Origin of the sequence: Undibacterium sp. Jales W-56 (genome assembly GCF_025548535.1) — a bacterium.
Lineage (GTDB): Bacteria > Pseudomonadota > Gammaproteobacteria > Burkholderiales > Burkholderiaceae_D > Undibacterium.
The window spans coordinates 55,019-81,837 of the sequence record NZ_JAJLQW010000008.1 but is presented as its reverse complement, the minus strand read 5'-3'; the positions used below and the strand labels follow the sequence as shown (position 1 = coordinate 81,837).

Annotated in this window: 20 protein-coding genes and 1 tRNA gene; 17 read left to right on the top strand and 4 right to left on the bottom strand. The window is 53.4% G+C overall.

The features are described 5' to 3' along the window. Positions 1–79 precede the first annotated feature (79 nt). The 16 genes from LPB67_RS18325 to LPB67_RS18250 all read left to right on the top strand — a co-directional run bounded on the left by LPB67_RS18325 (position 80) and on the right by LPB67_RS18250 (position 19,038). A tRNA-Trp gene (locus LPB67_RS18325) sits at positions 80–155 on the top strand. A gap of 36 nt (positions 156–191) precedes the next feature. Beyond that, positions 192–575 (top strand): preprotein translocase subunit SecE, encoded by a 384-nt coding sequence (secE, locus tag LPB67_RS18320; RefSeq protein WP_262838752.1) that lies wholly within the window; start codon positions 192–194, stop codon positions 573–575. Further along, positions 575–1,168 (top strand): transcription termination/antitermination protein NusG, encoded by a 594-nt coding sequence (gene nusG, locus LPB67_RS18315; RefSeq protein WP_262838751.1) that lies wholly within the window; start codon positions 575–577, stop codon positions 1,166–1,168. Before secE ends, nusG begins: the two co-directional genes overlap by 1 nt. Before the next feature lie 130 nt (positions 1,169–1,298). Next, positions 1,299–1,730, top strand: a complete 432-nt coding sequence (rplK, locus tag LPB67_RS18310; RefSeq protein ID WP_262838750.1) for a 50S ribosomal protein L11 — start codon at positions 1,299–1,301, stop codon at positions 1,728–1,730. Further along, positions 1,730–2,425: a 50S ribosomal protein L1 gene (rplA, locus tag LPB67_RS18305; RefSeq protein WP_262838749.1), complete on the top strand. Its 696-nt coding sequence runs from the start codon at positions 1,730–1,732 to the stop codon at positions 2,423–2,425. Before rplK ends, rplA begins: the two co-directional genes overlap by 1 nt. Before the next feature lie 317 nt (positions 2,426–2,742). After that, on the top strand, positions 2,743–3,279 hold the full coding sequence (rplJ, locus tag LPB67_RS18300; RefSeq protein WP_262838748.1) for a 50S ribosomal protein L10: 537 nt from the start codon (positions 2,743–2,745) through the stop codon (positions 3,277–3,279). Positions 3,280–3,329: 50 nt separating this feature from the next. Beyond that, positions 3,330–3,701, top strand: coding sequence for a 50S ribosomal protein L7/L12 (gene rplL, locus LPB67_RS18295; protein ID WP_262838747.1), 372 nt, complete (start codon positions 3,330–3,332; stop codon positions 3,699–3,701). Positions 3,702–3,940: 239 nt separating this feature from the next. Then, complete coding sequence (rpoB, locus tag LPB67_RS18290) at positions 3,941–8,047, top strand: DNA-directed RNA polymerase subunit beta (protein WP_262838746.1); 4,107 nt, start codon at positions 3,941–3,943, stop codon at positions 8,045–8,047. A gap of 98 nt (positions 8,048–8,145) precedes the next feature. Further along, a complete protein-coding gene (gene rpoC / locus LPB67_RS18285; RefSeq protein ID WP_262838745.1) occupies positions 8,146–12,375 on the top strand; it encodes a DNA-directed RNA polymerase subunit beta' in 4,230 nt (1,409 codons plus the stop codon). A gap of 96 nt (positions 12,376–12,471) precedes the next feature. Further along, a complete protein-coding gene (locus LPB67_RS18280) occupies positions 12,472–13,263 on the top strand; it encodes a biotin--[acetyl-CoA-carboxylase] ligase (protein ID WP_262838744.1) in 792 nt (263 codons plus the stop codon). A 74-nt stretch (positions 13,264–13,337) separates the two neighbouring features. After that, a complete protein-coding gene (locus LPB67_RS18275; protein WP_262838743.1) occupies positions 13,338–14,150 on the top strand; it encodes a type III pantothenate kinase in 813 nt (270 codons plus the stop codon). A gap of 8 nt (positions 14,151–14,158) precedes the next feature. Next, positions 14,159–14,839 (top strand): SPOR domain-containing protein, encoded by a 681-nt coding sequence (locus LPB67_RS18270; protein ID WP_262838742.1) that lies wholly within the window; start codon positions 14,159–14,161, stop codon positions 14,837–14,839. Positions 14,840–15,010: 171 nt separating this feature from the next. Then, positions 15,011–15,478 carry a cache domain-containing protein gene (locus tag LPB67_RS18265; protein ID WP_262838741.1) on the top strand — a complete coding sequence of 156 codons (468 nt, stop codon included), beginning with the start codon at positions 15,011–15,013 and terminating at the stop codon, positions 15,476–15,478. Between the two features lie 301 nt (positions 15,479–15,779). Beyond that, positions 15,780–16,547, top strand: a complete 768-nt coding sequence (locus LPB67_RS18260; RefSeq protein WP_262838740.1) for an IclR family transcriptional regulator — start codon at positions 15,780–15,782, stop codon at positions 16,545–16,547. A gap of 302 nt (positions 16,548–16,849) precedes the next feature. Continuing rightward, positions 16,850–17,671 (top strand): N-formylglutamate deformylase, encoded by an 822-nt coding sequence (gene hutG, locus LPB67_RS18255; protein WP_262838739.1) that lies wholly within the window; start codon positions 16,850–16,852, stop codon positions 17,669–17,671. Then, entirely contained in the window at positions 17,668–19,038 is a 1,371-nt protein-coding gene (locus LPB67_RS18250) for a formimidoylglutamate deiminase (RefSeq protein WP_262838738.1), read from the top strand. Before hutG ends, LPB67_RS18250 begins: the two co-directional genes overlap by 4 nt. 23 nt (positions 19,039–19,061) lie before the next feature. Here the strand turns inward: LPB67_RS18250 and LPB67_RS18245 are convergent, their stop codons facing one another. The 3 genes from LPB67_RS18245 to LPB67_RS18235 form a co-directional block, all read right to left on the bottom strand. Then, positions 19,062–19,529, bottom strand: coding sequence for a DUF1203 domain-containing protein (locus LPB67_RS18245; protein ID WP_262838737.1), 468 nt, complete (start codon positions 19,527–19,529; stop codon positions 19,062–19,064). Positions 19,530–19,613: 84 nt separating this feature from the next. Next, a complete protein-coding gene (locus tag LPB67_RS18240; protein WP_262838736.1) occupies positions 19,614–21,068 on the bottom strand; it encodes a M48 family metallopeptidase in 1,455 nt (484 codons plus the stop codon). A 54-nt stretch (positions 21,069–21,122) separates the two neighbouring features. Then, positions 21,123–23,228 carry a hypothetical protein gene (locus LPB67_RS18235; RefSeq protein ID WP_262838735.1) on the bottom strand — a complete coding sequence of 702 codons (2,106 nt, stop codon included), beginning with the start codon at positions 23,226–23,228 and terminating at the stop codon, positions 21,123–21,125. A gap of 566 nt (positions 23,229–23,794) precedes the next feature. On the opposite strand from LPB67_RS18235, the gene LPB67_RS18230 reads away from it, so the two are divergent. After that, positions 23,795–25,672, top strand: coding sequence for an alpha-amylase family glycosyl hydrolase (locus LPB67_RS18230; protein WP_262838734.1), 1,878 nt, complete (start codon positions 23,795–23,797; stop codon positions 25,670–25,672). A gap of 65 nt (positions 25,673–25,737) precedes the next feature. Here LPB67_RS18230 and LPB67_RS18225 read toward each other — a convergent pair whose 3' ends face one another. Beyond that, positions 25,738–26,688 carry a LysR family transcriptional regulator gene (locus LPB67_RS18225; RefSeq protein WP_262838733.1) on the bottom strand — a complete coding sequence of 317 codons (951 nt, stop codon included), beginning with the start codon at positions 26,686–26,688 and terminating at the stop codon, positions 25,738–25,740. Between the last annotated feature and the right edge of the window lie 131 nt (positions 26,689–26,819).

The window sequence follows — 26,819 nt, the reverse complement described above, 5'->3', positions numbered from 1 at the left end:
TTGAAATAGTTGTAGAAAGTTCTAAATAAATATAGCGACTTGCCAAGGTCGCTATATTCATCAAGTGGTTCTAAGCTGTAGGGGTGTAGCTCAATTGGCAGAGCGTCGGTCTCCAAAACCGAAGGTTGTAGGTTCGATTCCTACCGCCCCTGCCATCATCAAGGCCGCAGGGCGCCGAAAGTAAATAAAGTATGTCTAACCAATCTGTACAAACTGTAAGCACATCGAATGATAAGTACAAAATCATTCTTGCGGTAGTTGCTGCGGTTGCTGGTGTTGCTGCTTTCTATGTTCTCGTTAGTCAGCCAGCTTATATTCGTGCCGCCGCATTGGTTGCTGGCTTGTTGGTGGCGGTTGCTTTGATTTGGACTTCTGAAACTGGTCGTAATTTCGTCGCATTTGCTAAAGAGGCGGTGCGTGAAACAAAGAAAGTAGTCTGGCCTACCCGCAAAGAAGCGGGGCAGATCACTGCGGTTGTTTTCGGTTTTGTGCTGGTAATGGCTATTTTCCTCTGGGGTACTGATAAGTTTCTCGAGTTTCTGTTGTATGACGTAATTCTTGGATGGAAAAAATAATGACTGAGCACATTCAGGAAAATCAAGAAGGCACAGAGCCAGCGGTTTCTGTGCCTAAAAGCGCTAAAAGATGGTACGCAGTGCATGCCTATTCTGGCATGGAAAAAAGCGTGCAGCGCGCATTGACTGAGCGTATCGAACGCGCAGAGATGCAGGATAAATTCGGTCAGATTCTGGTGCCTACCGAAGAAGTCATTGAAGTAAAAAATGGTAAGAAAGCGGTAACGGAGCGTCGTTTATTTCCGAGCTATGTTTTCGTTGAGATGGAGATGACGGATGACACCTGGCATCTGGTAAAAAATACCAGCAAAGTTACGGGTTTTATCGGCGGTAAATCGAATAAGCCATCGCCAATTCCTCAGCACGAAGTCGATAAAATTTTGCAGCAAATGCAAGAAGGCGTTGAGAAGCCGAGACCAAAAGTGTTGTACGAAGTCGGTGAAGTGGTGCGTATCAAGGATGGTCCATTTACCGATTTTAACGGCAACGTTGAAGAAGTAAATTACGAAAAATCCAAAGTTCGCGTAACCGTCACTATTTTCGGACGTGCTACGCCGGTTGAGCTGGAATTCGGGCAAGTCGAAAAAGTATAAAGGATCAGCGTTTTTCAGTGCGCAATACCCGGTAGTTAGGGTGTTAAAACTGAACAGGCAGTAACAGAGGAGCCCAGCAAAGCATTAATGTCTTGTCGGGCGCTACTACTCAATTAATGAAGGAGCCATCATGGCAAAGAAAATCATCGGTTTTATCAAGCTGCAAGTGCCAGCTGGTAAAGCAAATCCATCCCCACCTATCGGCCCAGCATTGGGTCAACGTGGTTTGAACATCATGGAATTCTGCAAAGCGTTCAACGCGCAGACTCAAGGTGTTGAGCCAGGTATGCCGATTCCTGTTGTGATCACTGCGTTTGCTGACAAGTCTTTCACTTTTGTGATGAAGACGCCTCCAGCAACTTATCTGATCAAAAAAGCTGCCGCGATCACTAAAGGATCCGCCAAGCCGCATACAGATAAAGTCGGTAAATTGACACGTAAGCAAGCAGAAGAAATCGCGACCTTGAAGCGTCCTGATTTGACGGCCGCTGATATGGACGCAGCAGTGCGTACTATCGCTGGTTCTGCTCGCTCCATGGGTATCACGGTAGAGGGACTGTAATGGCTAAGTTATCCAAAAAAGCAAAATTGCTTAAAACTAAAGTAGATCGCCTGAAAGTGTATTCTTTCGATAACGCGATTGCTTTAATCAAAGAATGCGCAACTGCGAAATTCAATGAATCCATCGACGTGTCGGTTCAGCTCGGTGTAGATCCTAAGAAATCTGATCAGGTTGTGCGTGGTTCTGTCGTATTGCCTGCCGGTACCGGTAAAACTGTACGCGTAGCGGTATTTGCTCAAGGCGCAAAAGCTGAAGAAGCCAAAGCTGCCGGTGCTGATATCGTTGGTATGGAAGATTTGGCTGAGCGTATCAAAGCTGGCGACATGCCATTTGATATCGTCATCGCTTCTCCAGACACCATGCGTATCGTCGGTACCCTGGGTCAAGTGTTGGGTCCGCGTGGTTTGATGCCAAATCCGAAAGTTGGTACGGTCACTCCTGACGTTGCAACTGCAGTTAAAAATGCAAAAGCAGGTCAAGTGCAATATCGTACTGACAAGGCCGGTATTATCCATTCAACAATCGGTCGCAAATCATTTGCTGATGCCGATTTGAGGGCCAACTTGCTGGCTTTGGTTGAGGCTTTGAATAAAGCTAAACCGGCTTCCAGCAAAGGTGTGTATCTGCGCAAAGTATCTCTGTCATCCACCATGGGTGCCGGCGTACGCGTTGATCACGCTAATCTGGCAGCGTAATAAAGAATTAAGTCCACCCATTGAAAAATGTGTGGCGACTCTTTGGGCTGCGTAGTTGAGAAATTAATTGCGCAGAGAGTCAAAGACCGTTGGGCTTTATTTTTTTGAATTCGTTCTGAATAGTAAAGTTAAATCGCGAGAGAGCAATCTCAAGTACCCAGCGCAGATGGTGTACCCGATCAAGTTTTGTAGTTACATGCTGGTCTGCCACATGGTTTGCCAGTTCGACTCCTAACTTCGGACGCCGTGTTCGAAACGATATGAGGGCTTTACTTCATCCTGATGTAAAGACTGAATATCATAATTGGAGGTTGACCGTGAGTCTCAATCTGAATGATAAAAAAGCCGTCGTCGCTGAAGTCTCTGCAAAAGTTGCAACTGCACAGACGATCGTCGTAGCTGAATATCGTGGTATCCAGGTCGGTCATTTGACGCAATTACGTGCTAACGCACGTGCTCAAGGCGTGTACATGCGCGTGTTGAAGAACACACTCGCACGTCGTGCCGTTGAGGGAACTGCATTTGCAAGCCTCGCTTCTGAAATGACTGGTCCGTTGATCTATGCGATCTCGGAAGATGCTGTTGCTGCTGCTAAAGTTGTACAAGACTTCGCAAAAAGCAATGACAAACTGGTTGTTAAGGCAGGTAACTATGCTGGTAAGTCGCTGGATAAAGCTGGCGTTATCGCATTGGCAAGCATTCCTGCTCGCGAAGTGTTGTTGGCACAAGTGTTGGGCATGATGCAGGCTCCTGTATCTGGCTTCGCACGTGCTCTGGCAGCTCTCGCAGCAAAGAAAGAATCTGATTCACCTGCAGCGCCGGTAGCAGAAGCTGCTGAAGCGGTTGCTGAATAAGATTTTTCGTCAAATACTGAATTAATGTAATTTATAAATTGGAGTTTCAAATGGCAATTAGCAAAGACGATATCCTGGAAGCCGTAGGCGCGATGTCCGTAATGGACCTGAACGACCTGGTTAAGGCATTCGAAGAAAAATTCGGCGTTTCCGCTGCTGCAATGTCCGCTGGTCCAGCTGCTGGTGCTGCTGCCGCTGCTGTTGAAGAGCAAACAGAATTCAACGTAATTCTGTCTGAAGTTGGCGCAAACAAAGTTGGCGTAATTAAAGCAGTTCGTGAAATCACTGGTCTGGGCTTGAAAGAAGCGAAAGATCTGGTTGATGGCGCACCGAAAGCTGTTAAAGAAGCCGTTGCAAAAGCTGATGCTGAAGCAGCTAAAAAGAAATTGGAAGATGCTGGCGCGAAAGCTGACATCAAGTAATTTCGAAGTATTATGGCAAGTCTCAGGATTTGCCTAAGTCAAAGACAGGAATCCTCTCGGAAGAGAGGGTTCCTCTTTGGCTTCTTTGTCGTTCATGTTTTGTTGTTTCGGTAATACTTTTTTACCGGTTCTGAAGTTCCCGAGGTTAAGGGCTGAGACTTGAGGTTTCTTTTGGTAGTGTTGAATTTACCTTTGGAATCCTGAATTCTCCATCCTTCCTTGTCACTAACGGAGTGTCCATGCACTACTCATTTACTGAGAAGAAGCGCATTCGTAAGTCTTTTGCGAAACGCGCTAACGTTCACAACGTTCCGTTCCTGCTGGCGACCCAGCTCGAGTCATATTTGGGCTTTTTGCAAGCCGACAAAACAGCGTCGGCACGCAAAAATGAGGGCTTGCAGTCAGCCTTCACGTCCATTTTCCCGATCGTGTCGCATAACGGGTTCGCACGTCTCGAATTTCTATCCTATGTTTTAGGTGATCCTGCTTTTGACGTCAAGGAATGTCAACAGCGCGGCCTCACTTTTGCATCTCCTTTACGTGCCAAGGTACGTTTGGTGATTCTGGATAAAGAATCGCCAACCAAGCCTGTCGTCAAAGAAATGAAAGAGCAAGAAGTCTATATGGGCGAATTGCCGCTCATGACGACTACCGGTTCTTTCGTGATTAACGGTACCGAGCGCGTCATCGTGTCCCAGTTGCACCGCTCACCTGGCGTGTTCTTCGAGCATGACCGCGGCAAGACGCATTCTTCCGGCAAACTGCTGTTCTCAGCACGGATTATTCCTTACCGTGGATCCTGGCTCGATTTCGAATTCGATCCGAAAGATATCCTGTTCTTCCGTATTGACCGTCGTCGCAAGATGCCCGTCACTATTTTGTTGCGTGCGATTGGCATGAACAATGAGCAGATCCTGGCTAATTTCTTCGTTTTCGATAATTTCACTCTGCACAATGATGGCGCAGAAATGGAATTCGTCTCCGAGCGTTTGCGTGGTGAAGTTGCGCGTTTCGATATCGCCGACAAAGCCGGTAAAGTCATCGTCGCTAAAGATAAACGTATCAATGCCAAACATGTGCGTGAGATCGATGCTGCCGGCATCAAGCATATTTCCGTGCCGGAAGATTACTTGCTGGGCCGTGTGCTGGCTAAGAACATTGTGGATGGCGAAACTGGTGAAGTGATCGCTAACGCCAATGATGAGCTGACAGAAGAATTGCTGGGTCGTTTGCGCGATGCCAAGATTAGTACGATTCAAACTCTGTATACCAATGATCTGGATCAAGGCTCTTACATTTCCCAGACTTTACGTGCGGACGACACTGCAGACCAGATGGCAGCGCGTGTTGCTATCTATCGCATGATGCGTCCTGGCGAACCGCCGACAGAAGATTCCGTTGAAGCTTTGTTCAATGGCCTGTTCTACAGCGAAGAGCGTTACGATTTGTCCGCCGTCGGTCGCATGAAGTTCAACCGCCGAATCGGCCGTGATGAGCTGACCGGTGCCATGACTTTGTCTAACGAAGACGTACTGGCTGTGATCAAGATTCTGGTTGAATTGCGCAATGGCCGCGGCGAAGTCGATGATATCGATCACCTCGGTAACCGTCGCGTGCGTTGCGTCGGTGAATTGGCCGAGAATCAATTCCGTGCCGGTCTGGTCCGTGTGGAACGTGCCGTGAAAGAGCGTCTGGGTCAGGCGGAAGCCGATAACCTGATGCCGCACGACCTGATCAACTCCAAGCCTATCTCGGCTGCGATACGCGAGTTCTTCGGTTCTTCACAATTGTCGCAGTTTATGGATCAGACCAATCCTTTGTCAGAGATCACGCACAAGCGTCGTATTTCCGCACTGGGACCTGGTGGTTTGACCCGTGAGCGTGCCGGTTTTGAGGTACGTGACGTTCATCCTACGCACTACGGTCGCGTTTGCCCGATTGAAACGCCAGAGGGACCAAACATTGGTTTGATCAACTCTTTGGCTTTGTATGCACGCTTAAACGAATATGGCTTCTTAGAAACGCCATACCGTAAAGTGGTCGACAGCAAGATCACGCAGCAAATCGATTACCTGTCCGCGATTGAAGAAGGCCGTTACATCATCGCTCAGGCGAATGCGACGATTGACGGCAATGGCACACTGGTTGATGAACTGGTGTCGGCTCGTGAAGCTGGCGAAACGATTTTGGTCTCCCCGGAGCGTATCCAGTACATGGACGTGGCAACCGGTCAAGTGGTTTCCGTGGCGGCTTCGTTGATCCCGTTCCTCGAACACGATGACGCGAACCGCGCGTTGATGGGTGCCAACATGCAACGTCAGGCAGTTCCTTGCCTGCGTCCGGAAAAAGCCTTCGTCGGTACCGGTATCGAACGTACCGTGGCAGTCGATTCCGGCACCACCGTGCAGGCATTGCGCGGCGGCAAGGTTGACTACATCGATGCGGGCCGTATCGTGATTCGCGTGAACGACGCCGAAGCACAGGCCGGTGAAGTCGGTGTGGATATCTACAACCTGATCAAGTACACGCGTTCGAACCAGAACACCAACATCAACCAGCGTCCTATCGTCAAAGTGGGTGACATGGTTGCCAAGGGCGACGTACTGGCTGACGGCGCATCGACCGACCTCGGCGAACTTGCTCTGGGTCAGAACATGCTGGTCGCGTTTATGCCGTGGAACGGCTATAACTTCGAAGATTCGATCCTGATCTCCGAAAAAGTCGTGGCTGATGACCGTTATACGTCGATTCATATCGAAGAGTTGTCGGTTGTTGCCCGTGATACGAAGCTGGGTGCGGAAGAAATCACCCGCGATATCTCGAATCTGGCTGAGAATCAATTAGCGCGTCTGGATGAAGCCGGTATCGTGTATATCGGCGCTGAAGTGACTGCTGGCGACACACTGGTCGGTAAGGTAACGCCAAAAGGCGAAACCCAACTGACACCGGAAGAAAAACTGCTGCGCGCGATTTTCGGTGAAAAAGCGTCTGACGTGAAAGACACTTCGCTGCGCGTACCTTCCGGCATGGTCGGTACCGTGATCGACGTGCAAGTGTTCACCCGCGAAGGCATACAACGCGACAAACGTGCGCAACAGATTATTGATGATGAATTGAAGCGCTATCGTCTCGATCTGAACGATCAGTTGCGGATTGTTGAAGGCGATGCGTTTGAGCGTCTGGAACGTATGTTGATAGGCAAGGTCGCTAACGGCGGCCCGGCTAAACTGGCTAAGGGTAGCAAGATCAGCAAGGAATACCTGGCGGATCTGGACAGATACCATTGGTTCGATATCCGTCCGGCAGATGATGATGCAGCAAAAGCATTGGAAGCGATCAAGGATTCGATCGCTGAAAAACGCCATCAGTTCGATCTGGCTTTCGAAGAAAAACGTACCAAACTGACTCAGGGCGATGAATTGCCGCCTGGCGTGCAAAAAATGGTCAAGGTTTACCTGGCTGTTAAACGCCGCCTGCAACCTGGCGACAAGATGGCCGGTCGCCACGGTAACAAGGGTGTGGTTTCCCGTATCGTTCCTATCGAAGACATGCCTTACATGGCCGACGGTACCCCGGCAGACATCGTGTTGAACCCCTTGGGCGTTCCGTCACGGATGAACGTTGGTCAGGTTCTGGAAGTGCATCTGGGCTGGGCGGCTAAAGGTCTGGGCTTGCGTATCGGCGAAATGCTGAAGGCAAAAGTCAAGATTGAAGAGTTGCGCGGTTTCCTGAAACAGATCTACAACGAATCTGGTAAAACAGAAGATATCGACGGCTTGTCTGACGCCGACATCCTGGCTCTGACTGCTAACCTGAAGAACGGTGTGCCTTTCGCAACACCGGTGTTTGACGGTGCGCATGAAAGTGAAATCCGTCGCATGCTGGACTTGGCTTACCCTGACCACATCGCAAAACAACTCGGCATGACGCCATCGAAAAATCAGGTCACCCTGTACGATGGCCGCACTGGCGAAGCGTTTGAGCGTAGTGTCACCGTTGGTTACATGCACGTGCTGAAATTGCACCATCTGGTTGATGACAAGATGCATGCGCGTTCTACCGGTCCTTACTCTCTCGTTACACAGCAACCACTGGGCGGTAAAGCGCAGTTCGGTGGTCAGCGTTTCGGTGAGATGGAGGTTTGGGCACTCGAAGCCTACGGCGCATCTTATGTCTTGCAAGAGATGTTGACAGTCAAGTCCGATGACGTGAATGGCCGTACCAAAGTGTACGAAAATCTCGTCAAAGGTGATCACGTGATTGATGCAGGCATGCCGGAATCCTTTAACGTACTCGTTAAAGAAATCCGCTCGCTGGGTATCGACATCGATCTGGAACGCGAATAGCGAGTATGCGGTAGGAAAAAATCAACCACGATTCTGAATCGTGGTTGATTTGCAAGCCTGGTTCAGTAACAAATTTTTCACACCAACTGGAGTGATACATGAAAGCCCTGCTCGATTTATTCAAGCAAGTTCAGCCAAATGAACAATTCGACGCGATCAAAATTGGTCTTGCGTCACCAGAAAAAATCCGTTCATGGTCCTACGGCGAAGTTAAAAAGCCGGAAACCATCAACTATCGTACTTTCAAGCCAGAGCGTGACGGTTTGTTTTGCGCCAAGATTTTTGGCCCTATCAAGGATTACGAATGCCTGTGCGGCAAGTACAAGCGCCTGAAACATCGCGGTGTGATCTGCGAAAAGTGCGGCGTCGAAGTTACGTTGGCTAAAGTGCGTCGCGAACGCATGGGTCATATCGAGTTGGCATCTCCTACCGCGCATATCTGGTTCCTGAAATCCCTGCCATCCCGTCTGGGTATGGTATTGGACATGACGCTGCGCGATATCGAACGCGTGCTGTATTTCGAAGCCTATGTCGTGACCGATCCTGGCATGACTCCGCTGAAAAAATGCCAGATCATGTCGGAAGACGATTACGCTGCCAAGTACGAAGAGCACGGTGACGAATTCACTGCCTACATGGGTGCCGAAGGTATCCGCGAATTGCTGCGCTCTATCGACATCGACCGTGATGCAGAAACTTTGCGTACCGAGTTGAAAGAATCCAAGTCGGAAGCCAAGATCAAGAAATACGCAAAGCGCCTGAAAGTGCTGGAAGCATTCCAGCGTTCCGGCATCAAGCCGGACTGGATGATCATGGAAGTGTTGCCGGTGCTGCCGCCGGAATTGCGCCCGCTGGTACCGCTGGACGGTGGCCGCTTCGCGACCTCCGATCTGAACGACTTGTATCGCCGCGTGATTAACCGTAATAACCGTCTGAAGCGCCTGATGGAACTGCGCGCTCCGGAAATCATCACACGCAATGAAAAGCGTATGTTGCAAGAGGCGGTCGATTCATTGTTAGACAATGGTCGTCGCGGTAAGGCAATGACAGGTGCGAATAAACGTCCGCTGAAATCCCTGGCCGAAATGATCAAGGGCAAGGGCGGCCGTTTCCGTCAGAACTTGCTGGGCAAACGCGTCGATTACTCTGGCCGTTCGGTGATCGTGGTTGGCCCACAACTGAAATTGCACCAGTGCGGTTTGCCGAAATTGATGGCACTGGAATTGTTCAAGCCTTTCATTTTCAATAAACTGGAACTGATGGGTCTGGCGACCACGATCAAGGCAGCTAAAAAGCTGGTTGAGATCCAGGAACCGGTAGTCTGGGACATCCTGGAAGAAGTGATCCGCGAACATCCGGTCATGTTGAACCGTGCGCCGACTTTGCACCGTCTGGGTATCCAGGCGTTTGAGCCGGTCCTGATTGAAGGTAAAGCGATCCAGTTGCACCCGCTGGTCTGCGCCGCATTCAACGCCGACTTTGACGGCGATCAAATGGCGGTCCACGTTCCTCTGTCGATTGAAGCGCAGATGGAAGCACGCACGCTGATGCTGGCGTCCAACAATATTCTGTTCCCATCGAATGGCGAACCGTCTATCGTGCCTTCCCAGGATATCGTGTTGGGTTTGTACTACGCGACTCGTGAAAAAATCAACGGTAAGGGCGAAGGCATGATGTTCCCTGACGTTTCAGAAGCGATCCGCGCCTGGGACAACAAGGAAGTTGAGTTGACTACGCGTATTACGGTACGTATTACCGAATATCCAAAAGATGCAGCGACAGGTGAGTTCGTTAAAACCATCAAACGTTACGAAACCACAGTCGGTCGTGCGATTTTGTCAGAAATTCTGCCAAAAGGCTTGCCATTCACCGTGCTGAACCGTGCGTTGAAAAAGAAAGAAATTTCCAAGCTGATCGACACCTCTTTCCGTAAGTGCGGTCTGCGCGCCACGGTGGTGTTTGCCGATCAATTGATGCAGTCAGGTTTCCGCTTGGCGACCCGTGCCGGTATCTCGATCTGTATCGACGACATGCTGGTGCCGCCGCAAAAAGCAACTCTGGTGGCGAATGCTGAACACGAAGTCAAACAGATCGAACAGCAATACGCTTCCGGTCTGGTGACCTCAGGCGAGCGTTACAACAAGGTGGTGGATATCTGGGGCAAGACCGGTGATGAAGTCGGTAAGGCCATGATGGAACAACTCAAAGTTGAAGACGTGGTTCGTCGCGATGGTACTAAGGGTACGCAGGAATCGTTCAACGCGATTTACATGATGGCTGACTCTGGTGCGCGTGGTTCTGCCGCCCAGATTCGTCAGTTGGCAGGTATGCGTGGCCTGATGGCGAAACCGGATGGTTCGATTATTGAAACACCGATCACCGCGAACTTCCGCGAAGGTCTGAACGTGTTGCAGTACTTCATTTCCACGCACGGTGCGCGTAAAGGTCTGGCAGATACGGCCTTGAAGACAGCGAACTCCGGTTACCTGACACGTAGGCTGGTTGACGTTACCCAGGATCTGGTCGTGATCGAAGACGATTGCGGTACAGCGAACGGCGCGTCGATGAAGGCGATTGTTGAAGGCGGTGAAGTTAACGTGCCTTTGCGTGATCTGATTCTGGGCCGCGTCGCTGCGAACGACATCGTTAATCCGGAAACGCAAGCGAATCTGTACGATGCCGGCACTTTGTTGGATGAAACAGCGGTCGAAGAAATCGAGCGTCTGGGCATCGACGAAGTCAAGGTCCGTACACCATTGACATGCGATACACGCTACGGCTTGTGCGCGATGTGCTACGGCCGCGATCTGGGTCGCGGTTCTCTGGTCAATGCGGGTGAAGCAGTCGGCGTGATCGCTGCGCAGTCGATCGGTGAACCGGGTACACAGTTGACGATGCGTACTTTCCACATCGGTGGTGCGGCATCCCGTGCAGCGATTGCTTCTTCTGTGGAAGCGAAGTCCAACGGTACTATCCGTTTCACAGCGACCATGCGTTACGTGACTAACGGTAAAGGCGACCAGATCGTGATTTCCCGTTCCGGTGAAGTCTTGATCACGGATGATCACGGTCGTGAGCGTGAACGTCATAAAGTACCTTACGGTGCGACCCTGATTGTCAAAGACGGTCTGGTGATCAAGGCCGGCACCGCATTGGCAACCTGGGATCCGCTGACACGTCCAATTATCACTGAGTACACCGGTACCGTGAAGTTTGAAAACGTCGAAGAAGGCGTTACCGTTGCCAAGCAGGTAGATGAAGTCACTGGCTTGTCGACTCTGGTAGCGATCGATGCGAAGCGTCGTGGTAGCGCAGCAGGTAAAACCTTGCGTCCACAAGTCAAGCTGTTGAACGAGCAAGGTGAAGAGGTCAAGATTTCCGGCACTGAGCACGCAGTAACGATCGGCTTCCAGGTCGGCGCGCTGATTACCGTGAAAGACGGTCAGCAGGTCCACGTCGGTGAAGTGCTGGCGCGTATCCCGACTGAATCACAGAAGACGCGTGATATTACCGGTGGTCTGCCACGTGTTGCTGAATTGTTCGAAGCGCGTTCACCAAAAGATGCCGGTATGCTGGCTGAGGTGACAGGTACGGTTGCGTTTGGTAAAGAAACCAAGGGCAAGCAACGCCTGGAAATCACCGACATGGACGGCGAGAAGCACGAATTCCTGATCACCAAGGACAAGCAAGTCCTGGTGCATGACGGCCAGGTGGTCAACAAGGGTGAGATGATCGTGGACGGCCCGGCAGATCCGCAAGACATCCTGCGTTTGCTGGGTATCGAAGCGCTGGCACGTTACATCGTTGATGAAGTCCAGGACGTGTACCGTTTGCAAGGCGTGAAGATCAATGACAAGCACATCGAAGTCATCGTGCGTCAGATGCTGCGCCGTGTTGTCGTGGTCAATCCAGGCGATGCGAACTACATCGTCGGTGAGCAGGTTGAGCGTTCCGATTTGTTGGGTGAAAACGACCGCGTAGCGGCGGCTGGCGGTATCCCTGCGACATATGAAAATATCTTGCTGGGTATTACCAAAGCGTCCCTGTCGACGGATTCCTTCATCTCGGCAGCGTCGTTCCAGGAAACTACCCGCGTTCTGACAGAAGCAGCGATCATGGGCAAGAAAGACACCCTGCGCGGCCTGAAAGAAAACGTCATCGTCGGTCGTCTGATCCCGGCTGGTACCGGTCTGGCATTCCACCGCGCCCGCAAGTTGAAAGAAACTTGGGAAGCCGATGAACGCACTGCTCTGTTGCAAGCGGAAAAAGCAGCATTTGCACCAGCGCCGGAAGTTGCATCTTCGGATGTGGCTGATGGCGAGGCGTAATATCGCTTGAGGCTGTAATGGTCAGCAGAACGGCACCGCAGCTAGCCTCCGGTGCCGTTTTTTTATCTTCATCGAACTATCCTATTTTAAATTTCCATGAGCAGTATTTTTAATGCCAGCCAGATTCTGTTATTGCGTGACCACTACGGATCGCAAGTCGATGTGGAGGTCGTGCAGGAAACCGGTTCCACCAACGCCGACCTGCTGGCGAGGATCGATCATTTATATTCACCGCTACTGCGGGTAGCCGAGAGCCAGACTGCCGGCCGCGGTCGCGCCGGGCGGGTGTGGCATTCCGTACCGGGTGGCATGCTAACCTTCTCGCTGGCGTGGCGTTTTAGCAAGAGCGCACAAGCCTTGTCAGGTTTGCCGCTGGCGGTTGGCGTCGCGCTGGCGGAAGTATTGATCAGCCTAGGGGTGCCGGTGCAATTGAAGTGGCCTAACGATATCCTCAAGGAGCATAAAAAACTTGCCGGCATACTGATAGAGACGGCGGCGAGCCATGCTGACGACGACGCCATGTGGGCGGTGATCGGCATAGGTGTAAACTTGCGCGTGCCGGATGCGCTGGAAACGGAAATTGGCCAGGCGGTCGCCGATGCTCCCTGGCTGGCACAAATGGATAGAAACCTGCTGTTGGCGCGTTTATTAAATGCGCTGGCGCGAACACTCAGCGAATTTCAACAGCAGGGACTTGCTGCGTTTGTCATGCGTTGGAATGCCTTGCATGCTTACGCAAACCAGTGCGTCAGGATCTTGGATGGAGGAGTGGTATTGCACGAAGGGATCGCATTGGGCGTTGATGAATCTGGCTGCCTGCTGTTGCAAACCGCACATGGCCAGGTCGCTATTGTCGCCGGTGATGTATCCTTGCGTCCGGTCAACTGATGATCGGCGCTGCCGCGCACCGCGTCCTCTAAATAACCAAACAGCGTTCCAACATACTTGAAGGTTAAATCACGATGTTGCTTTTGATTGACGCCGGAAATACGCGGATTAAATGGGCGATCCCGGCGACGCTCACCACACCGCTCGCGACGCTTCCCCGCTGGCGCCATGCGGGTTCGCTCAGTCATGCCGAACTCGATCAACTGGGCCCGGCTTTGCAAGGCCTGGCGATCACCGGCATCCTTGTTTCTAACGTTGCCGGTGCCGAGCTCAAAGCGCGTATCGCCAGCCAGTTACAGCTAGCCGCACCGCAGATACAGCCGGAATGGTTTGCCTCATCTGAACAAGCCGCGGGCCTGCGCAATGCTTACCGACATCCCGCCCAGTTGGGCTGCGACCGTTTCGCTGCGGCGATTGCGGCGCATGCCTTGTATCCGGCACATAACCTGATTGTCGCCACTTGCGGCACCGCGACTACGATTGATGCGATCAGCGCAGATGGCGTGTTCCGCGGCGGGATGATTTTGCCCGGCTTAAAGCTGATGGCGCAGTCGCTAGCCAAAAACACCGCGCAGTTGCCGCAAGTCGCAGAAAGCATCTCGCTGGAACATCTGTTTGCCGACCATACCGAGACGGCGATTGTCAGTGGCTGCATTAACGCCCAGGTCGGTGCGATAGAGCGGGCTGTCGCGCGATGGAAAATTCAGCAGCAACAGGACGTGATCTGTCTCATTTCTGGAGGTGCGGCAACATATCTGCTGCCTCATCTTGGCATCTCTTGTCAGCATGTGGATAATCTGGTGTTGACCGGACTTGCGCTGGCGGCTTCTGCGGCGGTCGATATGCCCGTCGCTCATCCTCACTCTATCCACCCTATCGCGGATTGATCAACTTTATGCTGAGATTTTTTTTCTGGAGTTTGCTGGTCGTCAACGCGGCATTGCTGGCGTTTAATTTAGGTTATCTGGGTAACTGGGAAACGGATACGCACGAACCGCAGCGCATGACGAAACAACTCCAGAGCGAGCAATTGCAGTTGATCTCCGCAAGTCTCGCCATGGCGCCTTCCGAAGTCCCTGCCGAGAAAAAGAATGACATCATTGCCTGTGTAGAGATCGGTAATTTCCCGCAAGCCGACGCGTCCAAGGTAGAAGAAAAATTAAAGAGCCTGGCGCTGGGTGAGCGTCAATCGCGCATTAATGTCACCGATGTGGCGACCCATATGGTGTTCATTCCATCGCAGGGCAGCAAAGACGGTGCCGACAAAAAAGCCGGTGAATTACGCCGTCTCGGCATCACCGATTTTTTCATCGTACAGGATCAATCGAATCTGCGATTCGGGATTTCGCTAGGCGTGTTTAAAACCGAAGAAGCAGCCAAGGCCCATCTGGCCAACTTGAATAATAAGGGGGTGCACAGCGCCCGTATCGGGCCGCGTACCATCAGCACCACCAAATTTGCCTACCAATTGCGCGCGCTCAATGCGGACGAAAAATCCCGTTTTGACGTGATTAAACTCGATTTTGCCGCGCAAGAAGTGCGCAACTGCCAATCGACCCCGTATAGCCGGAATTAATGCTGTCCCGAACCTGCTGTCCTTGCAATTTTGCATGGCAGCTTGAGGTTTTATCGACGCTGCGCTGCGTGTCTTTGCAGAAGAAGATGTTTGTATCCGCTCCGAGTATGGATTATGCTGAAATCGCCGGCAAGCAACGGCAATGATCCGCAACGATAACAAGGAGACGACATGCGAATAATATTCAAATATGTGTTTACGGCTTTACTCGTCCACTGCTTCAGTAGTGGCGCATTTGCGGCAGAACATGCTACGGCGCAAGAGGCGACGGACCTGGTCAAGAAGGTCATCACCTATTACAAAGCGAATGGCAAGGATAAAACCTTTGCTGAAATCAATGACCCTAAAGGGCAATTTATCGTCAAAGATTTATACATCTTTGCCGGTAACATCAAAGCGGGCGGCCCTACCCTGGCGCACGGCGCGAATCCCAAATTAATCGGTAAATCGCTGGGCGATCTGAAAGATGTGGACGGCGTGTATTTCGTGCGCAAGATGAATGAAATCGCCAATAGCAAAGAAGGTAAGGGCTGGGTCGATTACAAATGGCCGAATCCGACCACCAAAGAGCTGGAAAAGAAAAGTACCTATATAGAACGGGTCGATGATTTGTATTTCGCTTGCGGTATCTACAAATAATTACGTAGCAAGGGCGCGGCTCTCAGGTCAAAATGCCTTGGGAGGCCGCATCGGACCTGCGCATTCCAGCCTGCCATCCTGGCTCTTAAATACGCACCTCGTCCTTACCTGGTTTTACCTGACCAAACCCGGTGCATCTGCCAAATCCGGGCAATTTGCGTGCATTTTGAAGCAGATTGATGCATTCATTCCCGCATGGTGAGAATGAGCCCTTGAAATTCCGGAATCAACTGTTAGCATGAGATCTTGATTCGCTTTATTTCATTTCTCGTATGCGTACTTCTGTATTCATCCCATTGCCATGAGTGTCCATGCTATCGATCCGAGCGCATTGCAGACACTCAGCGCGATCCCCTCGAGCGACAGAGTGTTGCAAGTGCTGGTCTGCATTGCCAGGGCAGGGCAGAGCATTGCCGCACGCGAGATTGCGGCACAGACCGGAATCCCGCTGAGCACGGTATACCGCCAGCTTGCGCCGCTCAAAAAATGGGGGCTGGTGCAAGAGCATGCGCAAAGCGGCCTGTATGAACCGGGCCCATTGGCAATGCAACTGGCCTGGGGTTTTGACCATCACTCATATCTGATGGCCGAGGCCAGACCGGAAATCGAGCAACTGGTGCAGCGTTCGGGTGAAAGCGTCGGTCTGCTGGTCCATGTGAACGGCCAGGTAATTTGCCTCGATATGCAAGAGAGCCAGCAGGCATTGCGCTGTTCATTTACTAAAGGCAGCGCCAACTCGTTGTTGCGCGGCGCCTCTGCCAAGGCTTTGCTGGCGTACCTGCCTGAGCCGGTTCAGGAAGCGCAAATGACGCCGCTGGCAGAGCACGAACGCGAGATCCTGCAAGCGCAATTGGCTCAGATCCGTCAGCAAGGCTATGCGGTGACTGAAAATGAAATCGACGAGGGGGTCTGGGGCGTCAGTGTGCCGATCTTTTCGCATAAGGATAAGCTCGAAGCGAGCTTGTCCCTGATGGCACCGGTCAGCCGCGCCCAGCAACGCCATGCAGACTATATTCAAATGACGATCGCAGCGGCAGCGCGCATCGGCCAGAAATTACGCTATAACTAATTAGGCGCTGTTAATTAAGGTTTATTAATTAATATCTATAGGACTTACGCAAAACAGAAAACTGTTTACCGCCATTGACATCACGCCCGCAGGCTGGATGCGGCTTTCAGAGACATTTCGTGCCAACAGGCGCATCCCGCTTGCGGCTTCGTTTGTATGCTCACACTACATGGAGCCTTTTCTCTTGCCTTATCTCTATGTCTCTGTGGGGAAAGGTTTTGGTTTTTGCGTAAGTCCTGATCTATTAATAAGGCTGGTTAACAGACTCCAGTGTCAGACGATTTTTTAGAGAGCAAGACATCATGAACCCACTTTTCCATTTTCAGCAAGGCAGCGTGCCTTTATTGATTTCTATGCCGCATGCGGGAACGAATATTCCTGCGGAAGTCAGCGCGCAACTGCAGCCCATCGCGTTTGAAAAAGCCGATACGGATTGGCATTTGCCGCTGCTCTACAACATGGCACAAGAGCTGGGCGCATCCCTCATTCATGCCGAATATTCGCGTTATGTGGTCGACCTGAATCGTTCGCCCGACGACAGCAATCTGTATCCGGGGCAAGACACCACCGGTTTATGCCCTGTCGATACGTTTGACAAACAGGCTTTATATCCGGCCGGTCAACTACCGGACGCCACGGAAGTGCAGCGCCGCGTCAGCCAATACTGGCAGCCCTATCACCGGCAATTGCAGCAGGAGCTGGCACGGCTGCGGGCACAGCATGGGATTGCTATTTTATGGGATGCGCATTCGATTGCATCGCAGGTGCCGCGCTTCTTCCAGGGGAAATTGCCGGACCTGAATTTTGGTACCGCCGATCAACGTTCATGCCATCTTGAATTGCAGTACGCATTGGAGGAATGCCTGAAACAGACGCCGGCAGCGCAAGCCTATAGCCATGTTTTTAACGGTCGCTTCAAAGGCGGCTATATCACGCGTCAGTATGGACAGCCGGATGATCATATCCATGCAGTGCAGCTGGAAATGAGTCAATGTACTTATATGGATGAGCATGCGCCGTATGCTTATCGTCCCGATCTCGCGGCGCAGATACAACCGGTTCTGAGGCAACTCCTCACGAGCTGCCTCGACTGGGCCGGGCAGCAGCCGGGAGCCGGCGTATGAGCGGGCGCCGGAGTTTGTTTGCCCGTCATGCGTATCTGGCGGATGGCTGGGCGCGCAATGTGCGCCTGCATTGGAACGATGCGGGCGACCTCGTCGAGGTCAGCGCAGATGCGCAGCCGCAGCCGCATGAGCAGCAGGAAGAATATGTCGTGCCGGGCATGATCAACCTGCATTCCCATGCATTTCAGCGGGCCATGGCAGGGATGACCGAGATGGCTGGCGAGGGACCGGATAGTTTCTGGACCTGGCGTGACTTGATGTACCGGACTGCGTTGAAAATGACGCCCGGGCAAATGCAGGCGATTGCTGCACAGCTTTACACAGAATGCCTGCGTCATGGCTATACATCGGTATGCGAATTCCATTATTTGCACCGCGCACCCGATGGCGCTTTTTATGCCAACAGGGCAGAGACCGCCGAGCGTGTAATCGCCGCTGCCAACGACACCGGCATGGGCATCACCATGTTGCCCGTGCTGTATAGCTATGCCGATTTCGGCGAGCAGGCCCTGCGTGTCGATCAGCGCCGTTTCGCGACCAATACCGACCAGATTCTGCAATTGGTGCAGCAACTCGAATCCAGTCGCAATGGACAGGTCGAGGTCGGCGTCGCACCGCATTCCCTGCGGGCTGCCAGCACCTCGCAGATACGGGAATTGGTCGCTGCCTTACCCGCAGATCGCCCTGTCCATATTCACATTGCGGAACAGCAAAAAGAAGTCGATGCATGTCTTGCGTATAGTGGCAAACGTCCGGTGCAATTACTGCTGGACACGCAGCAACTCGATCAGCGCTGGTGTCTGGTGCATGCGACCCATCTCGACAAGACCGAGTTGGCGGCGGTCGCAGCGAGTCAGGCCGTGGCCGGCATCTGCACCACCACTGAGGGCAATCTCGGTGACGGATTCTTCGATCTGCCGGATTTCATCGCCGCCAACGGGCGCTTTGGCATCGGCAGCGATAGCCATGTGTCGCAAAGCCCGATAGAAGAATTACGCTGGCTGGAATATGGTGAACGCCTGCGCCTGCAAGGCCGCAATATCGCCAGCTTGCCCGGACAGCGGCGGGTCGGCGATTTCCTGTGGCGAGCCTGCTTGCAAGGCGGGGCACAGGCGTCCGGTCGCGCAGTCGGGCAACTTGCGGTCGGCAAACGGGCCGACATCCTGGTGCTGGATGCCCAGCATCCGAATTTGCAAGGTTTGCCTGCTGCCGATCTATTGAACACCTGGATTTTTGCCGGCAATGACAATCTGGTGCGCGATGTGCTGGTCGGTGGGCGACTCGTGGTGCAGCAAGGGCGACATGTCGCACAAGACGCAATTCAACGCGATTTCGTCGCGTGCATGCAGGTTCTGCGCGGTGTGTAACGGAACCCTTAATTTGTACTAGCTTAGACCCGTTCGATCCGCGCCGCATAGCAACCCCGGGTTGCATAATGCGCTTGCAGGTAAGTCACTGCCGGATCGGCAAACTGTCGCGCAATCTCGGTTTCCAGCTCTCGTCCATGAACCAGACCGGCATCTAGCATCATGCCGCCTGCATCAAAGGCGCGTAATGACATCATGCGACTGCGCAAAGACTCAGGTACCGCATCGATTTGTTGATAGCAGTCCGTCGCACCTTCCAGTACGAAAATCGCATGGCTGGCGCGATACGGCGTGTCGCTGTCCTGATGGACATAATTTAACAGCAGCAAATGCTGGCCGGGCTCGGCGTCGCACAGCGTCACGCGATCCGGGAAGCCGGGTTTGCTGTCGGCCATACAGCGTTGCACGCCGGCTACGGCGAGTTCGGATTCAGGCAATCCATACAAGTGTTGGAAAAGGGTGGGGGATAAACCCAGGATACGAAATGACATGGCGATCTCCAAGATGTTGATGCCATTAGTATCTGGGTTTCGCATGCAAGATACTCGCTGCATTCGGACAAGATAGTGCGTAGGTTAAGCCTTGGGTGCGACCGCCTCGTATTGCGCCAGGTGCACCGATTTCAAAGAACCGGTCAAGGCGCTTTGCAGCAGTTCGGTTGGCTGCACGGCCTGGTCGCCACGCAGCATCGTCAGTGCCTGGCCCGGCACGAGCCTGGCGCTAAAGCCGCGATGGATCAGGCAGGCGGTGATCCAGTCTTCCAGAATTTCCAATACATGATTGCGTTTGCCTTGTGGCGACAAGAAACTGACGCCCCCGGGTTGCAGTTTTTCCCAGGAATCTTCAGGCCGCTGCGCCATCTGGACCAGCTCGGTGAACGGTAATTGCCGGGGATCCATCCAGCTACCGGCAAAGCGTTGCTGGATTTGGGTTTGCAGCACTTTTTCTGCAAAGCTATCCCAGTCCGCTGCGCTCAATTTACTCTGATCGAATAACAGATACCAGGCATCTTCCGTCGCTTTTTCTCCGCCCAGCAAATGCATGCATTGGGATAACGGCGGATAGCCTGGCTTTGCGCCGGGCACCAGTGCACTGACACGTTCCGCCAGCGACGGATGGGTATCAAATTCAGAGCTCTTATGCGACTCCGCATGCTTGATGGCGCTTTGCACCGCTGCACGCTTTACGCCGGGTTTGCAAAAGCGCCGGAAGCCTTCAAAAATCGGCAGGCGCGCACCGCGATGAATGGCCGGGCCAAGTTCATGCTCGAGATAGGTGGACCACATGGGGTCGATCAGATGGACTTTTTCCAGCGCGCTGCGGGTTGCCGCGGTGCCGAAATAGTGTGCCGCCAGTGCATCGGCTGCGTATTCCTGCGCGCGCGATACGCTGGCCGATAAACGCAAAAACCATTTGCCGTAATAGCGAAATAACAGGTCGAGAAAGAACAGGGAATCGTCGAGATCCGTGACCGTATGCGCAATCGACATGCGGGTTCGATACACCCACGGCCCGAGCGCCAGATCGCCGCCGACGAAATGGCCGAATTCATGCGCAATCACCGATCCCAGTTCCTGCTCGGACAGCGTGCCGAGCAACGGCAGGCCGAGTCCGACTTCCAGCGACTTTATTTTGCCGCGCCAGTTGCGCTGTCCGCTGATGAATGCGCTGGCAGCACCGATCAGGTGGATATGCACCGGCGCCTGGATCTGCAATTGACGCGCAATCTGTTCCACCATCGCATATAAAGCGGTGGCGCTTGCGCGCGACAAGGGCGGCACGCTGGAAGCGCTCTCCCTGGCGCGGCGGCGCGGGCGCAATGAATACGCCAGGCTCAACCCGGCAATGCCCGCGACGATGCCGGTCAATTGCAGCGACGAGCGATAGGATAGCTGGGCGAATGGTATCCACAACAAGCCGAGTACCAGGCCGATCGCAAGCAGCCAGAAGCCCAGCCATAAGGCCAGCACCAGGCTCGCGCGTTGCGCAATATGCGTGCGGCCGGAAGAAGTTTGTGCACTTTTTTTCATAGGTATCGACGATTTGATGATGTCTTTATCTGTATGGGATGCAGGTCAATTGGCTTAGCCGGGCCATTGGTTCAGCGCGCTACTGACGGTGCCGTGCAAGAGGTCGGTCCTGGCTGCACGGGCGCGCAGAGCCGCCCGTTCAGCCGCAGGTAATTGCGGATTGCGCGAGCGAATCAGGTAAGCGGCGGCTTGCACATCCAGATCGATATCGGCCTCATCCAGCGAGACCGCATCGCCACGCATAAACTGACGCAGCAAGTCGTCTTCGGATTTGGGCAGATGCAGCAGGCCTGCGATTTTGGCCAGCACAGTTTGATCGTCGGTACGCACCGCTTCGCCATAGAGCAAAGCCAGTTGGTCTGTGCCTAGCGAAGCGATCTGGTAGCGCGTTACCTCGCGAGCCGCCAGCAAGGCTTGGGCCGGTGCATTGCGCAGCGCTAATGCCATTTTTACTGTCGGTGCCAAGGTGTTTTGCGGCAGTACCGGTGCCAGTCCTGCACGCACCCGGTAAAAATCCAGGGCCACAGAATTCTTCTCATCGCCCGGCAATGCCTTCAGATACAGCTCGGGATCGGCGCCAAAATATCTCGCCACCAAACCAAAATCGGCCGCGTGACCGGCACGGTTATTGGCGGTCTTGTCGCGTACCGCCGCATTGAGCAGATTCATCGCATCAAAACCGCGGTGTTGTGCCACCAGCAGCCGTACTTCGAGATCGAGCAGGCGATCGGCATCGCTTGCTGAGATCTGGCGCAGGCGCGCTATCTCGCGGATTGCATTCGCATACTCGCCGTGTGCCGCTCTGCGCCAGATCAGGCTGCGCAGGATATTCGGATCCTGCGGAAATTGTTGCGCCAGTGCCTGCATCGCATTGATGCCTTCCGTGCCGGACATCAGGGACGCATACAGATATTGCGCATTCGCCGAGTCCGGTTGTTGCCTGGCACGCGCGGCATATTCGGCGAGTAGCGCCGCATGCTGACCGGCTTCGTCGCGGATGTTTTGCGCCATCCTTTCATACGCGACCTGACCCGGCCTGGCTTGCATCATGCGTTCCGCAACGCGCAGTCCTTCGCTGCGGGATACCGCCTGTGCGGCAACGATGGCGTTATTCGCATAGCGCATTTCCCAATCGTGCAACAGCGCCAGGGCTTCCGCCGCTTTGGCCATGTCTTTCTCATGACCCCGATCAAACGCATAGCTCATGCAGGCCAGTACGCCGGGCGTATCGTCATTGCTGACGATGCTCAGGTGATTGACGCTGACGCTGGTCTGGTGCTTGCTCATACTGATCGAGCCCGGCGGTTCTTCAAAGGCGTATTTGATATTGTCCAGTTCCAGAAAGCGCTTGCCGCAGTACACGGTTTGCGCGCCGCCAGCGTCGGGATTGCCGGGGGCGGTTTTGCTATAGACGATCGTGTTTTGTACCAGCGGAGCGGCACCGGCGATATTCCAGATCGTATAGCGATCACTGCTATTCAGGGTCTCGTCCAGCGTGTCGATCACGCCAGATTGCGCTGCCGTGGCGACGCCATGCACGCGCCCGGTTTTCAGGTTGACCGTGGCTCTTGCCTGGGGTGCCAGCTGCATGGTCTGGTGATCGAAATGAATCGTTAAGGGCGCATCGAAGCCATTCAATACCATCAGATCCTGGGTATGCGATTCATGATAGCTATGAGCCGCGCCTGACAGGACCAGCACGACTGCCGAGAGCGCCAGTCCGCGCGTGTACAGCCAGCCGAGTATGCCCAAGGGGGCACGCGCATAAATCTGCCATTGACGGGTACCGGTGCTTTTGACGACATAGGCACCCAGCGGCACCAGAGGAATCACGAAAAAAATCACGAAGGCATGCAGCGCGATATAACTGTCGTCGAGATCGGTCTCGGCCTTGCCGATAAAACCGAAGCCCACTGAATTAATACTGCCCAGGGACGGCTTGCCTTTGAGCGGCTTGGCAAACAGGCGACGCTCGCTGGTTAGCAGGCGCAGGACATCGCTGTGCTGCGGCAGACGGCGAAACAGTTTGGCCAGCACCAGCGCCCGGTAGACTTTGAAGGTATCGCCCGATTCAATTGCGCGGCTGATTCTGGGGTCATCAATCAGGGCCTGTAATTCTGGAACACGTTGCAATAATTGGGCGGGATCGGCGATCGACATGGATGGGAGTGGGTGTAGTAAATCGGTACAAGCCAGGTGTCAGCGTTCACCTGAATCTGTTTGATGAAGTGCCGGTTATGCCTGAATGTCAGCGTTAGGATGACGTGCGATACAAGGTACCAATAAGCAACAATTTACACAATAGCCGATGCCTGGAATAAAGCAGACAGGTTGTTTTTGATGCTGCAAAGCGACGTGATTCTGTTGCGCTGCCGGTTGCCGCCGCCAGGCCAGGGCTGGTCTCTTGATGCAGTAGATTTTTGGCGATTAATTCATTGTAGATTAGCTACATTTATCATGAAATATTTCGCATGTGCAGCATAAAAACTTCTTTTGAGGCGGTATAAATAATTTGTAGTTATGCTACATTTATCTCGGGAAGTCGCTCATTTTCTTATGCAGAATCACCCCTGCCATCTTCCTTGACGATCATGCCGGCATCATCCTCGCCACGCATTTTTTCGTTTTCTCTGTTGCAAACCGCGACGTGCACAGCGCAAAGACAGCTGGCATCTTGCGGTGCTTGGTTTGTGTTTCCACACCTTTATAAAAATTATGGAGTAGACATGAGAAAAGATACCACCGCAGCATCCCATCGCCGGATAGTCAGGCGCACCCTGATCGCCGGTGCTTTAGCCGTCAGTACCTTTAGCGCGTCATTGCCAGGTCAGGCGGCGAATTTTAATGCCAAGGATACCTCTGTCCAGATGTTCCGCTGGAAGTGGAATGATATCGCCAAAGAGTGTACTGATTTTCTGGGGCCGCAAGGGTATGGCGCGGTACAAGTGTCGCCGCCGCACGCCTCGGCCAGCCTGAATGCCTGGTATGACGTGTATCAGCCGGTGAATTTCACTTCGCTGAAAAGCAATATGGGGACCGAGGCAGAATTTCAGAGCATGATCAATACCTGCCATGCCGCCAAAGTGCGCGTGTATGCCGATGTGGTGGTGAATCACATGGCGGCGGGATCGGGTACCGCGACCGATGGTTCGACCTGGAATTCCGCTACCTTGCAATATCCCTACTTCAGCGCCAGCGATTTTCATCCGGCCTGCGACATCGCCCCCAGCGATTACAACAACAATCGCTACAACGTGATGTTTTGCCGGCTGGTCGGCTTGCCCGATTTGCAGACCGAAGGCACGTATGTGCGGGGACAAGTCAAAAATTATCTGAATAAGCTGCTCGGCATGGGGGTGGATGGCTTCCGCTTCGATGCTGCCAAGCACATGCAGCCAACGGATTTGCAAGCGTTCGTGACAAGCGTTTCAAGCACGACGGCTGCCGGCGAACCAGTGTGGGTCACCCAGGAAATTATTTCCGACGCTACCGTGAATCGCGCAGACTACTTCCCTTCGGGAACGATTAACGAATTCAAGTTTGCCACCGCCATGCGCGAGACCTTCCGCTCGACGAACGGCAATCAGTTGTCGCAAATCCGCGCCTACATGGGCACGCCGGGTAACTGGGGCGGCACCTGGGGGTTTGTCGATAGCCCCAAGGCCACGGTGTTCGTGAATAACTGGGATACCGAGCGCAGCGGCGACTCGATGAATGCCAGCAATTTCACCGGCGTCACCAACGATACGCAAGGCACCAAACGCTACGACCTGGCGAATATCTTCATGCTGGCCTGGCCGTATGGCCATGCGCAGGTGCATTCGGGTTTTCGCTTCAGCAATAAAGACCAGAACGCACCTGCTGCGAGTCCTTATGATGCCAGCGGCAATCCCAAAATCAATGTCGATTGGGACTTTATTCACCGCTGGTCCGACATCGCCAACATGGTAGCCTTCCGCGCCGCGACCTCTGGTCAGGGAGTCGCCAATTTCACCAACGGTACCATCAACCAGATCGCATTCAGTCGCGGCGCGGTCGGTTTTGTCGCAATCAATAATGAGTACTCTGCATGGAATCCATCGCTGCAAACCGGCTTGCCGGCGGGCACCTATTGCAATGTCGTGCACGGTCAATTGAATGCGGCCAAAACGGCGTGTACCGGCGATAGTGTGACCATCGGCAGCGATGGCATAGCGGCGCTGAGTATTGTCGCCAATGGCGGCGCCACTGTGCCGGCAGTTGCCCTGTACCTCAACCAGAAAGTGACGGGCGCTACCTGTACGACCGTGGACGTGAAATTCCGCGTAGCCAATGCGAATACGGTTGTCGGTCAAAACGTCTATGTGGTTGGTAATCGCAATGAACTCAGCAACTGGACGCCGACCACCAGCATGACGATAGAGGGTAGCGGAGCGAATGTGCCCTGGTCGCGCATCATACAACTCCCGCCATCGACGGCGATTCAGTATAAGTTCATGAAGCACGGTGCCGTCGCCGATGTCTGGGAGAGTAATCAAGCGACCGGCAGCGGCAATCGCGAGGCGGTGACACCGGCTTGCGGCGCTGCGATGCTGGTATTGGATGCGGGTAGTTTCAAATTTTAAACTTGCATTGTTAGCGCATTAAATCCAGTTCACAGTCGCGACCTTAATTTGGAAGTTAGCAGGTCCTAAGGTCGCGACTGTTTTTTTCTCAGGCTTACTTGTGCTTCAATCGCCTGGCATTGCGGCCCGGCGAACTGGGCTTCCAGTGCATCCAGAAAAACGCGGGTTCTGGCAGGCATCAGACGTCGTCCCGGAAACACTGCCGATACCTTGATCGACGGTAAAGTCCAGTCTCCCAGCACTTGTACCAGCTCCCCGGTTTTGACCAGTTGTTCCGCAAAATAATCTGACAGCATCGTAATGCCGACACCGGAACGTGCCAGGCGGATCAGGGTTTCCGGCGAATTCGCGGTGGCGCGGGCCGGCGGTGAGCCGCGCCAGTTTTCTGCGCCACGACTGAGCGACCAGATTTCCGGCTCGCCGCTGCGGGTCAAGATACGCAGACTATCGTGCTCCATCAGCGCTTCCGGCTCATACGGGGTGCCGCGCTTTTGCAAATAGCCCGGTGCTGCATACAGACCCACCGTAAACACGGCGAGCCGCCGGGCCGCCAGCGTCGCATCGTCGGCCAACTCGCCGACCCGGATCGCCACATCAAAATTTTCCCCGATCAGATCGACGCGCCGTGCCGACAGATCGAGTTCCAGCGCGATCGCCGGATATCTGGCGATGAACTCAGCCAGCAGATTCGCCAGCACATCATTCGCAAAATCATTCGGCATCGAGACGCGCAAGCGGCCGCTCGGTTGTATCTGCCGGTGCTGCGCAAGTGCCATCGCCGATTCGACCTCCGCCGTGACCTGATGCGCATGCAATAACACTGCATGACCAAAATCCGTCACGCTGAGTTTGCGGGTTGTCCGCAGCAGCAAGCGCTCACCTAATTGCGATTCCAGTTCCGTGATCCGGCGTGACAAGGTCGATTTCGGCAGTCCCAGACGTTCTGCCGCCCGGCTGAAACTGCCTTCGTCCACGACCCGGGCAAACAGCAATAAATCATTGGCTTCGAGTTGCATAGGCGCTCCAGATGTTGTTTTGATCAAGGTTATTGTGCCACCAATGGGATAATCATATCCATTTTATGGTCTTCTGCTTTGATTTCGGAACGTATAAAGTGACTTCATCGCAAAACCGCGAACAAACGAAC